This window comes from Mammaliicoccus sp. O-M54, assembly GCF_022386035.1.
GTDB lineage: Bacteria > Bacillota > Bacilli > Staphylococcales > Staphylococcaceae > Mammaliicoccus > Mammaliicoccus sciuri_A.
Genome location: NZ_JAJNJE010000009.1, coordinates 24,838 through 41,001, shown reverse-complemented (window position 1 = coordinate 41,001; position 16,164 = coordinate 24,838). Strand labels below are relative to the sequence as shown.

The 16,164-nt window shown below is 33.9% G+C and carries 11 protein-coding genes; 10 read left to right on the top strand and 1 reads right to left on the bottom strand.

What is annotated here, in order from left to right:
- Position 1 precedes the first annotated feature (1 nt).
- Complete coding sequence (locus LQ673_RS13015) at positions 2 to 1,381, bottom strand: amino acid permease (RefSeq protein ID WP_126476532.1); 1,380 nt, start codon at positions 1,379 to 1,381, stop codon at positions 2 to 4.
- Positions 1,382 to 1,639: 258 nt separating this feature from the next.
- Here LQ673_RS13015 and LQ673_RS13010 point away from each other — a divergent pair, with 258 nt between their 5' ends.
- The 10 genes from LQ673_RS13010 to LQ673_RS12965 all read left to right on the top strand — a co-directional run bounded on the left by LQ673_RS13010 (position 1,640) and on the right by LQ673_RS12965 (position 15,969).
- Positions 1,640 to 2,641 (top strand): NADP-dependent oxidoreductase, encoded by a 1,002-nt coding sequence (locus tag LQ673_RS13010; RefSeq protein ID WP_037590618.1) that lies wholly within the window; start codon positions 1,640 to 1,642, stop codon positions 2,639 to 2,641.
- Positions 2,642 to 2,839: 198 nt separating this feature from the next.
- Positions 2,840 to 5,461, top strand: coding sequence for an NEAT domain-containing protein (locus LQ673_RS13005; RefSeq protein ID WP_239745069.1), 2,622 nt, complete (start codon positions 2,840 to 2,842; stop codon positions 5,459 to 5,461).
- A 412-nt stretch (positions 5,462 to 5,873) separates the two neighbouring features.
- Entirely contained in the window at positions 5,874 to 6,704 is an 831-nt protein-coding gene (gene licT, locus LQ673_RS13000) for a BglG family transcription antiterminator LicT (RefSeq protein WP_191836430.1), read from the top strand.
- Between the two features lie 187 nt (positions 6,705 to 6,891).
- Entirely contained in the window at positions 6,892 to 8,802 is a 1,911-nt protein-coding gene (locus tag LQ673_RS12995; RefSeq protein ID WP_191836431.1) for a beta-glucoside-specific PTS transporter subunit IIABC, read from the top strand.
- A 13-nt stretch (positions 8,803 to 8,815) separates the two neighbouring features.
- On the top strand, positions 8,816 to 10,243 hold the full coding sequence (locus LQ673_RS12990) for a 6-phospho-beta-glucosidase (RefSeq protein ID WP_126476526.1): 1,428 nt from the start codon (positions 8,816 to 8,818) through the stop codon (positions 10,241 to 10,243).
- 27 nt (positions 10,244 to 10,270) lie between these two features.
- Positions 10,271 to 11,725 (top strand): glycoside hydrolase family 1 protein, encoded by a 1,455-nt coding sequence (locus tag LQ673_RS12985; RefSeq protein ID WP_191836432.1) that lies wholly within the window; start codon positions 10,271 to 10,273, stop codon positions 11,723 to 11,725.
- Between the two features lie 193 nt (positions 11,726 to 11,918).
- Complete coding sequence (locus tag LQ673_RS12980) at positions 11,919 to 13,862, top strand: BglG family transcription antiterminator (protein ID WP_191836433.1); 1,944 nt, start codon at positions 11,919 to 11,921, stop codon at positions 13,860 to 13,862.
- 2 nt (positions 13,863 to 13,864) lie between these two features.
- A complete protein-coding gene (locus tag LQ673_RS12975) occupies positions 13,865 to 14,305 on the top strand; it encodes a PTS sugar transporter subunit IIA (RefSeq protein WP_048541650.1) in 441 nt (146 codons plus the stop codon).
- Position 14,306: 1 nt separating this feature from the next.
- Entirely contained in the window at positions 14,307 to 14,591 is a 285-nt protein-coding gene (locus LQ673_RS12970; protein WP_025906341.1) for a PTS sugar transporter subunit IIB, read from the top strand.
- A 19-nt stretch (positions 14,592 to 14,610) separates the two neighbouring features.
- The gene (locus LQ673_RS12965; protein ID WP_191836434.1) at positions 14,611 to 15,969 is read left to right on the top strand and encodes a PTS ascorbate transporter subunit IIC; all 1,359 of its coding nucleotides are present in this window, start codon (positions 14,611 to 14,613) and stop codon (positions 15,967 to 15,969) included.
- Positions 15,970 to 16,164: the final 195 nt, after the last annotated feature.

The window sequence follows — 16,164 nt, the reverse complement described above, 5'->3', positions numbered from 1 at the left end:
TTTATTTGGTTCTTAATTTTGAGTGTCTTATTCCATACGTAAAGTACATGATAATTCCTAAAATAAACCATATAATAAATGCTATCCAAGTTGTACGTGTTAAGTTTGTCATCAAGTATAAACAGATGATAAAGGATACGATTGGTAATACAGGATATAAAGGTACATTAAAGCCTTCTGATGGTAATGTATGATTTCTTCTTAAGAACAGAACGCCTATTGAAACGGTACAAAATGCAAATAATGTACCGATATTAATTAATGAAGCGAGTTCTGATAAAGGTACAAGACCTGATACGATTCCCATAGATAATGTGAGAATGACAGTATTTTGTACGGGAGTTTGCTTTTGGTTCGTTTTAGAGAATACTTTTGGTAGTAAACCATCTCTACTCATCGCGAATATTAAACGCGTTCCGCCATAAGACATGACGAAGATAACTGTTGTCATACCAACGATTGCACCTAGTGACAGGAATCCAGCTATCCAATTTTGATTAATGGATTGTAATGCATATGCAACTGGTGCGCCGACACCTTCTAAATTTTGATAGGGTACGACACCTGTAAGTACAGCTGAAACGATAATGTATAAAATCGTACAAATCGTTAATGCACCAATAATTCCGATTGGCATGTTCTTTTGAGGATTTTTAACTTCTTCAGCTGCAGATGATACTGCATCAAATCCAATATATGCAAAGAACACCATTGAAGCACCTGTTAACACACCATTGAAACCAAATGGTAAGAATGGACTCCAATTATCAGGTTTAACGTAAAAAATACCTACTATTATAAAGAGTAGGACGACCATTATTTTGACAATAACCATAATATTATTGATGCGCGTAGATTCTTTTACGCCAATAATTAATAATGCGCCAATGATCATAATGATAATAAATGCTGGTAAATCAAAATAATGACCACTAGATGGGTCATATGAACCAGATAAAGCTTTTACGACATGGATGTTCATACCAGATAATAAGTTAACAACATATGAAGACCAGCCACTTGCGACTGCTGCTATTGCTAAGCCATATTCAAGTAATAATGCCCAACCTAATATCCAAGCAATACCTTCACCAAAAACATAATAACTATATGTATAGGCGCTACCAGCTTGTGGAATTTTTGATGAAAATTCAGAATAACATAAAGCTGCTAAACCACATCCGATTGCAGCGATAATAAATGAAAGCATAATTCCAGGACCAGTTATTGTAGAGGAGATTTCACCAGGTAAGATAAAAATACCACTACCAACAACAGCTCCGACTCCAAGCATGGTTAAATCAAAAGCGCCGAGTGTTTTTTTAAGTTTTTTATTCGATTGAGAAGAAAGGTGTTCTTTCTTCTTGAAAAATTGATTCATGTTGCACCTCCGGCAGACAATTATACAGAGATTTGTCTAAAAATTCTATATGTTTAAATAATTCTATTAGTGTAATTTTATTTTTAAAAAGGAATTATTATGTATTTAATTTGAAAATTTAGTGAATTTTAAATAAAATATGATAAAAGTTTAGATAAATCAATTTTTGAACAGACTGTTTGACTCACTCAATAATCACGTTTAATATTGACAAGCGTAAAGTAAGTAATTGTTTTTTATAAATGAGGAGGATAATCCATGAAAAATGAACAAATTGTATTAGCTAAAAGAACTGAAGGTATCCCTCAAGATGATGTATTTCGTTATGAAGAAATAGAAGTGAAAGAACCAAATAATGAAGAAGTATTATTAAAATCAATATATGTTTCTGTAGATCCATACATGAGAGGACGTATGAATGATTCTAAAAGTTATACTCAGTCTTATGAATTAGATAAACCATTTAACGGCCATATCGTTGCAGAAGTCGTTCAATCAAATGCTTCTGGTCTTAAAGAAGGCGATATTGTAACAGGTATTTTACCTTGGCAAAAATATATAACAATCAATGAAAAATATGTTACTAAAATTCCATCAACTGAAGTACCGTTATACCTATATTTAAGTGTACTAGGAATGCCTGGTATGACAGCTTATCAAGGACTCTTGAAAATTGGTAAACCTCAAGAAGGTGAAACAGTAGTTGTTTCAGCTGCATCGGGTGCGGTTGGTTCTGTCGTAGGACAAATTGCTAAGTTGAAAGGTGCGCACGTAGTAGGCATTGCAGGCGGATCAGAGAAAGTAAATTACTTAACTGAAACATTAGGCTTTGACGAAGGTATAGATTATAAGAAAGATGACTTTGCTGAAGCATTAGAAAAAGCCGTTCCAAATGGTATTGATGTTTATTTTGAAAATGTTGGTGGGGCACTTTCAGATGAAGTGTTTAAACATTTAAATAAATTTGCGCGTATACCAGTTTGTGGCGCAATTTCTTCATATAATCTTAAAGGCGAAGATATTGGACCACGTATTCAACAAACATTGATTAAAAGCCAAGCATTGATGCAAGGATTCATTGTTGCACAATTTAATGAAGATGTTAAAGAAGCAAGTGAACAGTTAGCACAATGGGTACAAGAAGGGAAAATTAAATCCGAAGTAACTATAGATGAAGGATTTGATCAAATTCCAAATGCATTCCGTAAGTTATTTACAGGCGATAATTTTGGTAAACAAGTTATTAAAGTAGCTGAATAAAAGATGTGAAATCAGTTTAGGATGAACATGTCCTAAGCTGATTTTTTTTGTGCACTCATTTAGACGAGTATAATCCGTCAAAAAAATGACAAAAATATCCATTTATATATTCCTAAATTTTTGATTAGATGGTATAATTTTGAATTGACAAATGATAACGATTATCATTATCGACTTTAAAATACGGGAGAGATGAATATGACAAAACAGCAAGAAAACAACAAGAATCGTTCTACAATCAAGAAACAACATCATTTTTCAATTAGAAAATTGTCGGGAGGGATAGCTTCAATTGCAATTGGTGCGACATTGTTTTTAGGAGCAGGTCAAACAGCTAATGCAATGGAAGATAAAGTTGATACAGTAAATGAAGCGGCGACTGCTACAGATGATAGTCAAGGTGAGCCATCAGAAGCTAACGATGCTACAGCTACTGAAACAGCAGAATCAGCAGAATCAGCAGAATCAGAAAATACAGATAAAGAAGCTACTCCTAATACTGATGTAGCTGAAGAAAATGAAGTAACTGAAGCGGAAGATACAAACTCAGCACCAGCTTCTGAAGAAACACCAGCTTCTGAAGAAACACCAGCTTCTGAAGAAACAGCTACAAAAGATGAAACAAGTTCAGATAAAGAAACTGAAGTAAAAGAAGAAACTGAAACACCAGCTTCAAATAAAGAAACGACAGTATCTAAAGACGAGGAAACATTAACTTCATCTAAAGAATCGAATGAATCAGAAGACAAAGTAGCAACTGAAGAAACAGCTAATGCTCAACCAACACGTTCAACTGCAACTAGTGAAGCAACAAATGATAAAGAGAAAAGTGCTGTATCTGAAGAAAATGAAGCACAAGACTTTGGATTTATTGTTAAGAAAGAAACGGAAGATGCAAAATCTGTAATGGATGATTATTTAGAACATCCATCAAAATTAAGCCAAGAAAATGGGAAAAACTATTTGAATTTCACATTATTACATCCTAGCTGGTGGAAGATGTTTGAATTATATAATGGTGATGAAAAACTTAATATGACAACATTAGAAGAAAATGATGATAAACGTGTTGTTAAAGTTGAAGTACCATCAGGCGTTTCAGAACTTACATCAAAAGTACATATCGTTGTACCTTTTATTAACTATGACAACAAATATACAACACGTGTTATTTTTGATAATGCAGTTCCAGAAGCACCAAAAGTAGAACCAGAAAAGCCAAAAGAAGAAACTTCAAAATTAAGAGAAGATGTTAAAAACAAAGACATTCATAATAAAAAAGTTGATGGTGAAAAACGACCAATTAACTTTAAAGTTATCAACCCGAAAGATGATTCAGAAATGTTCTACTATGGGGCTATGATTAAAGACCCAGCAAGTGTGATTTTTGATGGTGATCAACCAGTATTAGAGTTACGTGTAGATGCGCCTTCTACATGGGTTGAGTTTGATCTCTTTGATGGTGATAAAAAGTTAGACTACGACGTTGTATCATTTGATACAGAAAATGAAGTCGCAACTATTAGAGTTAAAGTTAATGAGAACACGAAAGAATTAAAAATAAAAGGTTCTTCATTAATATTTGGCGAAAAGTCTGAACATGAACTTGGTCATATCGTATTTGCTAAACCAATTACTAAAGACGCTTCTGATTATGTTACAGAAGACGAGTATAAGAAACAAAAAGATAGAGAGAAATATGACAAAGCGATAACTTTAGAAGATAAAGTTCGTGAACTTGAAAAATTAATCAATAAAGTATCTGATGATGAAAAACCACAACTTCAAGAAGAGTTAAAAGTACTTAAAGAAAAATTAGATAAAGAATTAAAATCTGCTGTAACAGAATTTGAAAAAGCACCCGTTACAAATGTAGATATGTCAAAAGCAAAAGATAGAAACTTTAAAGTATTGCATAGTTCTAAAGATGAACAATCGCATATGGACTTCGAAGTTGAACATCCTGCTAAAGTAGTTGAATATGACGGTAAGAAGATGTTGGCTGTTACTTTAAAACATGATTCAATGTGGAAAGATTTCCAAGTAGAAGGTGAAGATGGATATAAACGTCCTATCATTATTGATAAAGATAGTGAAAAAGATACAAGAACAATCTTATTCCCTATTGTAGAAGGTCAAGAACTCTATAATGCAATCATTAAAATTCATCTCGTTACAGAAAATGTAGATTACGAAGGTGCTTACCATGTCAGAATTCAAGACTTAGGCGATGCAGCTGTTACACCGGAACCAACACCAGAGCCAACACCAGAGCCAACACCGGAACCGACTCCGGAGCCAACACCAGAACCAAGTCCGGAGCCAATGCCAGAACCAACACCAGAGCCAAGTCCGGAGCCAAGTCCAGAACCGACACCAGAGCCAATGCCAGAACCAAGTCCGGAGCCAAGTCCAGAACCGACACCAGAGCCGACTCCGGAGCCAACACCAGAGCCAATGCCAGAACCAAGTCCGGAGACAAGTCCAACAATGGATCACAAATCAGAACCAGCTGCTAATAATAGTATGCAACCAACAACTATGTCTACAAAAGATCAAGTCATGACAAATAAAGATCAACAGAATTCAGTTATGACAGTAGCAAACAAAGATAAAGTTGAATCAACAAAACAAGAAACAAATAAAGAAAAAATGGCTACTGAACAATCAAAAGAACAAAGTAAAAAGCAAGAAAATAAAAATGAATTACCAAATACAGGTGAATTAGATAATACACAATATGCATTATTTGGATCACTTATAGCAGGATTAGGTTCATTATTATTATTTGGTAGAAGAAAAACTAAAAACAGTAAATAAAGAAATTTTAAAAGAGATATAAATAATAGTCTCGTACATGCCAACAAAGTCATAGTTTTGATTTTGTTGGCTTTTTTTATGAAGGAATTCCTTTTAGATAAGATTTATTAGCAAGTTTGTTGAGAAGTGCAAATAGTGGGTGTGTTAGTAACACTTCAACCGAGTTTTGTAACTAAGGAGGTCTATAGTAACACTTCGGCTGAGTTTTGTAACTATCGCCCCTGTTATGAACAAGTTTGGACGAAAGTGTTCACAACGCCACCATATCACCTTATATAATCCCCAAGCAAAGACTCACCAAAAATATAAGAACTGAATTAAAACAACTATATAAATTATTTCATTATTTTTAATTCTTGCTATAATGATAATTAATTGAAAAGTCAGTACATTTATTGGAAGGGTGAATGTCGTGAAGATTACGAAAATCTTAAATAACAATGTTGTGATTTCTAAGATTAATGGGGAAGAACGCATTGTAATGGGGGCTGGTATTGCTTTTGGGAAGAAGAATGGCCAGGCTATTGAGAAAGATAAAATTGATAAGATTTTTAGAATGACGAGTGACGAACAAGAGAGAATGCTTACTTTAATTAATGAATTAGATGATGATGTGTTACTCATTTCTCAGGAAATTATTGTTGAAGCGAATAAACTTTATAAAGAACCATTGTCTGAATCTATTTACATAGCGTTAACGGATCATATAAATTATGCAATTAAACGTCATAAAGAAGGTACAGTTATTAATAATCCTTTGCTTTATGAAATTAAGCGATTATATCCAGATGAATATAGAATTGGTTTGTTCGGTATTGATAGGGTGGCTAAACATTTTAATCTTGATATGCCTAAAGACGAAGCTGGCTTTATCGCGATGCATATCGTCAATGCGAATATGAACGAGTCTATCTCAAACGTTTATGAAATTACAAAAATCACTCAGAGTATTGTGAATCTAGTGAGATATCACTTTAATTTAGATATTTTTGAAGAAGAATTAAGTTATGCGCGTTTTATAACACATTTAAAATTCTTCAGTCAGAGATTAATTAATTCTGAAAGTTTAGAAGAAGTGATGGATATATCTTTATTGGCATCTTTACAGAGAAAATATAGTGAATCCAACCGTTGTGTCGATAAAATTGGTGATTTTCTAAAAAGAAATTATAATCACGATTTATCTAATGACGAAAGGGTTTATCTTATTCTACATATTGCTCGATTATTAAAATCTGCATGAAAGCGTTGACAAATAAAATGTAAGCGTTATAATAAATTTAAATTAATAAACAATTACTTTAAACGGCAAGTGAATTTGCTGTTTGGGATTGTAACTTTAAGTAGGCAAAACCCAGAGTAATGCATAACGAACATTGGGATTCGTATGTATTATTCTGGGTTTTTTCTATGAAAATGGAGGGATTTAAATGAAGTATGAAGCGTTAGCAAAAGATATCGTAGAGAAAGTCGGTGGTAAAGAAAATATCAATTCTTTAACGCATTGTATTACAAGATTAAGATTTCAGCTAAAAGATACGGGAAAAGCTGATACAGAATATTTAAAGAATAAAGAAGGTATTGTGACGGTCATGGAATCGGGCGGTCAATACCAAGTTGTAATTGGTAATCATGTTCCAGATGTATATGATGCAGTTCGTAAAGAAGCAAATATGAGTGATGGTGCTTCTAGTGGTAGTTCATCAAGCAACGGATCATTATTTAATCGCTTTATTGATTTGATTTCAGGTATATTCCAACCAATTTTAGGTGTGTTAGCTGCAGCGGGGATGATCAAAGGTTTCGCAGCACTATTTTTAGCAATTGGTTGGCTTACTGAAAAGTCGGGAACATATCAAATCATGCATGCAATTGGTGATGCATTATTCTACTTTTTCCCAATATTCTTAGGTTTAACAGCAGCGAAGAAATTTGGCTCTAATCAGTTTATTGGTATGGCACTAGGTGCAGCACTTGTTTATCCAACGCTTGTAAGTGCGATGGCGTTAGGTAATGAAAATGCAACGATGCTTTTTAGTGGCACATTCTTTGAATCAGAAAGTGCTTTAACATTTTTAGGCATCCCAGTCATATCAATGACTTATACACAAAGTGTTATTCCTATTGTGTTCTCAGTATTCTTTGCATCTAAATTAGAAAAATTCTTGAAGAAAGTTATACCAGATGTCGTGAAGGCGTTCTTAGTACCATTCTTTACATTAATTATTATTGTGCCATTAACATTCTTAATTATTGGACCTATCTCTACATGGGCAGCCAATTTAATTGGTGCAGGTGCAATAGGTTTATATAACTTTAGTCCATTATTTGCAGGATTATTGGTTGGCGCATTCTGGCAAGTCCTTGTTATTTTCGGTTTACATTGGGGGCTAGTAGCCATTGCCATTAATAATATTTCAACATCAGGATACGACATTATTATACCTTTAACGTTTGCAGCTTCATTTGCTCAAACAGGTATTGTATTAGGTATATTCTTTAGAACTAAGAATAAGCAACTTAAATCTTTAAGTATTCCTGCATTCGTGTCAGGTATCTTTGGCGTAACAGAGCCTGCTATTTACGGTATTACTTTACCTAGAAAGAAACCATTTATTTATAGCTGTATTATAGCGGGGATAACTGGCGCTATGATCGGTTGGGCAGGTACGAAAATGTTCTTTATGGGCGGACTTGGTATTTTCGGATATACAATTTTTATCGGCAAAGCAGGATTAGATATGGCATTCTGGATGTCATTAATCGCAACAGGTGCAGCATTAGTGCTTGGTTTAATTGTCGGTTATTTAACGCATAGTGATAAGAAAGAAGCAACAATTGAAAAAGGTGCTGACGCTGGAGAAACAGCACAAGAAGCAGTCGTAAATGATGTATTAGTAGAATCACCAGTATCAGGTAATGTTGTAGATTTAACAACGATTCAAGATCCTGTCTTCTCATCTTTAGCAATGGGTAAAGGTATTGCGATTGAACCGGATAGCAATGTTGTTGTGGCACCATTTAATGGTGTTGTCGAAAGTTTATTCCCGACTGGTCATGCAATTGGATTAAAATCAGACAATGGTGCTGAAGTATTGATTCATATTGGTATTGATACAGTTAAATTAGAAGGAAAGTATTTCAAGCCGCTTGTATCACAAGGAGAAACAGTTGAAATCGGACAACCTTTAATTGAATTCGATAGAGAAGCAATTAAGCAAGAAGGTTACGATACAGTTATTCCGGTTGTTGTCACAAATTCAAATTTAGCAAAAGATGTCGTTCTTGAAGATCATAAAACGATTGAAACAGGTAAACATATATTGACGGTTATTTTATAGAGGAGGATTTTAAATGAGTTTAAGTAAAGATTTCTTATGGGGTGGCGCAGTAGCAGCCAATCAATGTGAAGGTGCATATGATGTTGATGGTAAAGGATTAAGTTTAGTGGATGTTCTACCAGCAGGAGAAGAAAGACAAATTCCATTATTCAATCCAGCTAAAGGTTTAAAAGAAACATTTGATTACTACCCAAGTCATGAATCGATTGATTTTTATCATCGTTATGAAGAAGATATTAAACTATTTGCAGAAATGGGCTATAAAGTGTTGAGAATGTCTATTTCATGGCCAAGAATTTTCCCGAAAGGTGACGAAGCTGAACCAAATGAACAAGGCTTAGCTTTTTATGATAAAGTGTTCGATACTTTAAAAGCTTATGACATTGAACCTTTAGTAACATTAAATCATTTTGATACACCACTTTATTTAGCTCAAGAATACGGTGGCTGGTATAACAGAAAAACGATTGATTTCTTTGTGAACTACAGTCGAGTTGTATTTGAACGTTACAAAGATAAAGTGAAATATTGGTTAACACACAACGAGATCAACATGATTTTACACATACCTTATATTGGTGGTGGGCTCATTATTGAAGATGAAGCTAATGCTGAACAAATTAAATATCAAGCTGCACATCATTTATTAGTTGGTTCAAGTCTTGCTACTAAAGTCGGTAAAGAAATTAATCCAGATTTCCAAATTGGTTGCATGTTAGCTGCTGGGGAAGTTTATCCAAATACTTGTCATCCTCAAGATATGTTAGCAGCACTTCAGAAAAATAGAGAACAATATATCTTTATTGATGTGCAATCAAGAGGTGAATATCCGAGTTATAGTAAACGCATGTTTGAAGAATTAGGTGTAGAGATTCAACAAGAACAAGGCGATGCAGAAATATTAAAAGCACATACTGTCGATTTTATTTCATTCTCATACTATTCAAGCAGATTAGAAAGTGGAGATGAAGAAGTTAATAAACAAAAAGGTGCCGGCAACGCATTTGCATCATTAAAGAATCCTTACTTAGAAGCTTCTGATTGGGGTTGGCAAATTGACCCAGTAGGTTTACGCGTTACAATGAATCAAATTTATGATCGCTACCAAAAACCATTATTTATTGTAGAAAATGGACTTGGTGCGAAAGATGAAGTAACTGAAGACGGTAAGATTCATGATGAATATCGAATTAAATATTTAAGTGAACATTTAGATCAAATGATTGAAGCTGTTAAAGACGGTGTTGAGTTATTAGGCTATACATCTTGGGGTTGTATTGATCTTGTTTCAGCAGGAAGCGGAGAAATGAAGAAACGTTATGGCTTTATCTATGTTGACCGTGATAATCGAGGTAACGGTACTTTAGACCGTACACCTAAAGATTCATTCTATTGGTATCAAAAAGTGATTCAAACAAATGGTGAAGACTTAAGCTATTAAATTTCAACTATCAAAGGAGTAATGAATATGGAGACGAACACTGGATTTAAAGATGGCTTTTTATGGGGTGGCGCAACTGCAGCCAATCAAATAGAAGGTGCATTTGATGAAGATGGTAAAGGTTTATCAAGTGCGGACTTTGTAGAATATATTCCGAAAGATCAAAGAACGAAAGATAATCATATGGAAGTGACAACTGAACATATTCAGAAAGTGTTGAGCGGTGAACATACCGGTCGATTCCCTAAAAGAGAAGGTATTGATTTTTATCATCGTTATGAAGAAGATATTAAATTATTAGCTGAAATGGGATTTAAAGCATTTAGATTATCTATTCATTGGTCTAGAATTTTCCCTAAAGGATATGAAGCAGAACCAAATGAAGCGGGATTAGCATTTTATGAAAAAGTGTTCAAAACATTAAAATCATATAATATCGAACCTGTTGTCACTTTGAGTCACTATGAAACGCCATATGGTTTAACAGAGCGATATAATGGATGGGTAGATCGTGCAGTTGTTGGACATTTTGAACATTATGCTAAAACTGTGTTTAATCGATATAAAGGTTTAGTGAAATATTGGATGACATTTAACGAAATCAATATCATTAATATTTCACCATTCACAGGTGGCGGTATCATTTCAGATAAATTAGAGAATCCAACAGAAGCATCTTATCAAGCGTTACACCATCAATTATTAGCATCTAGTTTAGCAACAAAAGCACTAAGAGAAATTGATGCAGACGCACAAATTGGTTGTATGTTAGCGAGAATGAAACATTATCCATATACATGTAATCCAGAAGATGTACTAAAAGCTATGCAAGAAGATCAAATGAATCTACTATATACAGATGTTCATGCTTTAGGAGAATATCCAAACTACTATAAACAATTTTTAAAAGAAAATGATTTTTCATTAAAGATTGAAGATGGTGACTTAGAAACACTTAAAGCATATACAGTAGATTATATTTCATTTAGTTATTATATGTCGTTATTATCCGCAAACAGTGAAGAAGGAGAAGTAACAGAAGGCAACTTGATGAATAGCTTGAAAAATCCATACTTGGAAGCATCAGATTGGGGTTGGCAAATAGATCCAATAGGACTCCGTATCGTGCTAAATGAATTCTGGGATAGATATCATAAACCATTATTCATCGTAGAAAATGGATTAGGTGCGAAAGACGTCGTAGAAGAAGATGGAAGCATTCACGATACTTATAGAATAGATTATTTACAAAAACATATACAAGAAATGAAAAAAGCTGTACAAGACGGTGTAGATTTAATGGGTTACTTAGCATGGGGACCTATTGATTTAGTATCTATGTCTACAAGTGAGATGAGTAAACGTTACGGATTTATATATGTAGATAAAGATGACGACGGCAACGGTACAGGCAATAGATCTAAAAAAGATTCTTTCGACTGGTATAAAGAGGTTATCTTAACAAACGGCGCGCAATTATAGAATTGTTTGAACAACTAAATAGCTGATTTAATGAATATCCGCATAATCTGACCACAATCAGATTATGTGGTTTTTTTATGCAATAATGCAATCAGTTGCATTGATGTGAAATGTTTCGGATTATATAACGAAGTAGATTACACATCTATAACAATCAGTAAACGCTTACAATAAATACAGGGAGGTTATTTGATTGCTGAGTAAACGACAGAGAAATATATTGTCTTATTTATCATCTGAGAACAACTTCGTCACGATTTCTGAATTAGCATCTTTATTTCAAGTGAGTGAACGTACGATTCAATATGATTTAGAGTATATCGAATCGTTTAAAGAGAAATTGAATATTGATGTTGAAAGAAATAAAAGTTTAGGCGTCAAATTATCACATAAAGAAAGCTACATGGCATCATCCGATGTTGAGTTAGATATTCATTATTCTAAGAATGAAAGAAAAGAACAAATTATTCTAAGATTATTTGAATCTACACAGCCAATCAGTTCTCAAAGTTTAGCAGATTTGTTAAATGTATCACGACGAACGGTTGTAGATGATTTGAAAAGTGTTCAAGCTTGGTTAGAAACGTATGGCCTTATGCTGGAATATAAAAAGAATAAAGGTTTTGTAATAGAAGGTAATGAAAAGCAACTCAGAGAAGCATATGCGCATGTGGTGAATGAATACTTTAAGAAATCCACTGCACAAATTGGTATTGAAGTATTCTCGAAAGAAGAGCTTGAGAAAATACGACGAGCTGTGATTACGACCATTAATAATCAAGACTTTCAATTAGTTCAAGTTGGTATTGATGGTTTAATATATCACATTATTATTGCAATTCATCGTGCCAAAGCAGAATTTGTATTTGAAATCCCTGATGAAGAGTATGAGAGGCTGCGTAAGACAGAGGCATTTCAAATTGCCATTCAAATAACTGCCGAGTTAGAAAAGTTATTTGATATCGTATTTCCTAAAAGTGAAGCGGCATTTATAACTTTGCATTTATTAGGTGCACGTGTAAACAAGTATCATCAAGAACAATCACAACAGAATATTACGGAACTATCTAAATTATTTATTCAAAAAGTCAGTGCTCAAATAGGTGTTCCGCTTATGCATGACCATAAATTGATAACAGGACTTGTCACACATTTACAACCGGCAATTCATCGCATGTCTTTCAATATGCAACATGAGAATCCTCTAAAGCAAGAGATATTAAGAGAGTATTATGAAGTAGTTTTAGCGATTAAACAACAAGTTTGGATATTTGAAGAAGCCTATCACGTTAAATTTAACGAAGATGAAATTGCATATTTAGCACTTCATATTGCATCTTCAATAGAACGCATGTCTAACGAGGAAACGACACATATTAAAGTCATCTTATTATGTGGTTCTGGCGTTGGAACATCACAATTGTTGAAAAGCCGAATAAAAAATATTTACCCAGAGTTAGAAATATTAGATGCCTTTTCAATATATGACATTTCAGAAAGCTTTCTGAAATCTCACGGTGTAGATTATATACTTTCGACCGTTCCAGTAGAAGGTTTTTCAGTACCAACGATAGAAGTGTCACCATTCTTGAATAAAGATGATAGAAACAAGATCAATGAAATGATTAATGATTATAGAGAACGATATATATCCAGTTTCAAAACGGTCGGTCCGAGCTTAGAAGATGTCATTCTAGAAGAACATATCGAAACACATGTGAAAGTTGGAAGTAGAAATGAAGCCATCCAAAAGAGTGTTGAAATGTTGGTGAATTCAAACCATGTAAATCCTCAATATAGTACCGATATTATGAAGCATTTAGATAAATTTGGACCGTATATGGTCATTGGTCCGAATATTGCTTTACTTCATTCGAATTTTGAAAATGTAAATGTACCGGTCAGCATGTCTATTACACATTTCGAAGATGGCATAGACTTCGGTCATGAACGATTTGATCCTGTAAAAGTTGTGATTACACTTGCGACGAGCCAACCACAAATACATTTGAATGCACTTGGTCAGTTGAGTCAAATCATTATGGATGAAGACGCAAGAGCAGAATTAATGAAAGGCGACAAAGCAGTAATACGACAACTCATAAAAAAAGCAAGCCAAAGTGAGGAGAGTGTCTAAATTTGACCTTGATTATAAAAGAAGAACACATTCAAATTAAAGAAAAAGTATCCAATTGGGAAGAGAGTATTCAAATTGCAGCTCAACCGTTATTGGAAGTGGGTTATTTTAATCAAGCTTATATCAATTCAATGATTCAAAGTGTGCATGATATGGGACCATACATTGTTATTGCGCCAGAGATTGCGATTGCACATGCAAGACCGAATGATGATGTTCATAAAGTAGGGTTAAGCTTACTTAAATTAAATGAACATATTAATTTCTCGGATAATAGCCATTATGCATCGTTAATATTTGTTTTAAGTGCAATTGATAATGAAGCACATCTTGAAATTTTAAGGAAATTAGCAACTATTTTAAGCGACAAAGAAACAGTTCAATCACTGATTGATGCGAACAGCAAATCAGAAATTATCAATATATTTAAGGAGAATGATTAATATGAAAATTTTAGTAGTATGTGGACACGGTTTAGGAAGTAGTTTCATGGTAGAAATGAATGCACAAGAAGCTTTGAAGAATTTACAAGCACCATCTGATATAGAAGTAGAACACAGTGATATTATGACAGCTAGTCCAGATATGGCAGATATATTTATTTGTGGAAGAGACTTAGAAGAGAATGCACAACGTTTAGGTGAAGTAGTTGTGTTAGATAATATTTTAGACAAAGAAGAATTGCAAAATAAACTTGAAGAAAAATTAAAAGGATTGAACATATTATAAGCAAAGGGGAGACACCAACATGAATTCAATTTTAGGATTTTTTGTAGATGTATTTAGTCAACCAGCTATACTCGTAGCACTTATCGCGTTAATCGGGTTAATTGTACAGAAGAAATCAGCAGCAGACATTACGTCAGGCACAATTAAAACGATACTCGGATTCCTAGTCTTAAGTGCTGGAGCAGGCGTTGTAACAAATTCACTAGAACCTTTTGGAAAAATGTTTCATGAAGCATTTGGTGTTCAAGGCGTCGTGCCGAATAACGAAGCCATTATATCAATTGCGCTGAAAGATTATGGTACAACAGCAGCATTAATTATGATGTTCGGTATGCTTGTGAACATATTTATAGCAAGATTTACGAACTTGAAGTACATTTTCTTAACGGGGCATCATACTTTTTACATGGCAGCGTTTCTAGCGATTCTTCTAACTGTTGGTAACATTACAGGCACGATGACAGTTGTTATGGGATCTATTATTTTAGGATTGATTATGGCTGTATTACCTGCACTTGGTCAGTCTACAATGAAGAAAATTACGGGGTCTGATCAAGTGGCAATTGGTCACTTTGGAACAGTTAGTTATTGGGCAGCAGGAGAAGTCGGTAAATTATTTTCTGGGAAATCAAAATCAACAGAAGATATTAACTTCCCTAAAGGATTGAGTTTCCTAAGAGAAAGTACAATCAGTATCTCACTAACAATGATCGTTCTATATATTATAGCAGCTTTATTTGCAGGTCCAAGTTTCGTTCATTCTGAATTAAGTGATGGCACTAACTTTATTGTCTTCTCTGTTATTCAAGGTGTGACATTTGCTGCAGGTGTGTTTATCATTTTAACAGGTGTTAGACTGATCTTAGCTGAAATTGTACCAGCATTTAAAGGTATTTCTGAAAAGCTTGTACCTAATACGAAACCAGCATTAGACTGTCCTATCGTATTTCCTTATGCACAAAATGCAGTATTAATTGGATTCTTTGTAAGTTTCATTACAGGTGTCATCGGTATGTTTATTATGTTCTTAATTGGTGGCGTCGTTATATTACCAGGCGTTGTCCCACACTTCTTCTTAGGCGCAACAGCAGGTGTGTTCGGTAATGCAAGAGGTGGTATTAAAGGTGCAATCGCAGGTTCAGCATTAAATGGTATCTTAGTAACATTCTTACCATTATTACTATTACCATTCATGGGTGATTTAGGCGCAGCATCCACTACGTTCTCAGACACAGACTTCTTAGCAGTCGGAATTGTAGTCGGTTATATCGCGAAATTCTTAGGAATCGCAGGCGTTATTGCAATTATCGTTATCATTGGAGCAGTAGCCGTATTATTACAACAACGTACAAATAAAAAACTATCCGAAGAAAAGTAGAAAAAAGCTTAGGATATAATAGGAAAAACTGAACTTATCAAATTAAGTTCAGTTTTTTTCGTGTGCTGGGAAGAGCCTCTAAAATTCGATGGTGTTAATCGTAAAACGGTAAAAATAGTCAATTTTAAAATAAATTAATATTAGATTTAATGAAGGAATATTAAAAGAGATAAAACTAAAATATAGTTGTTATAA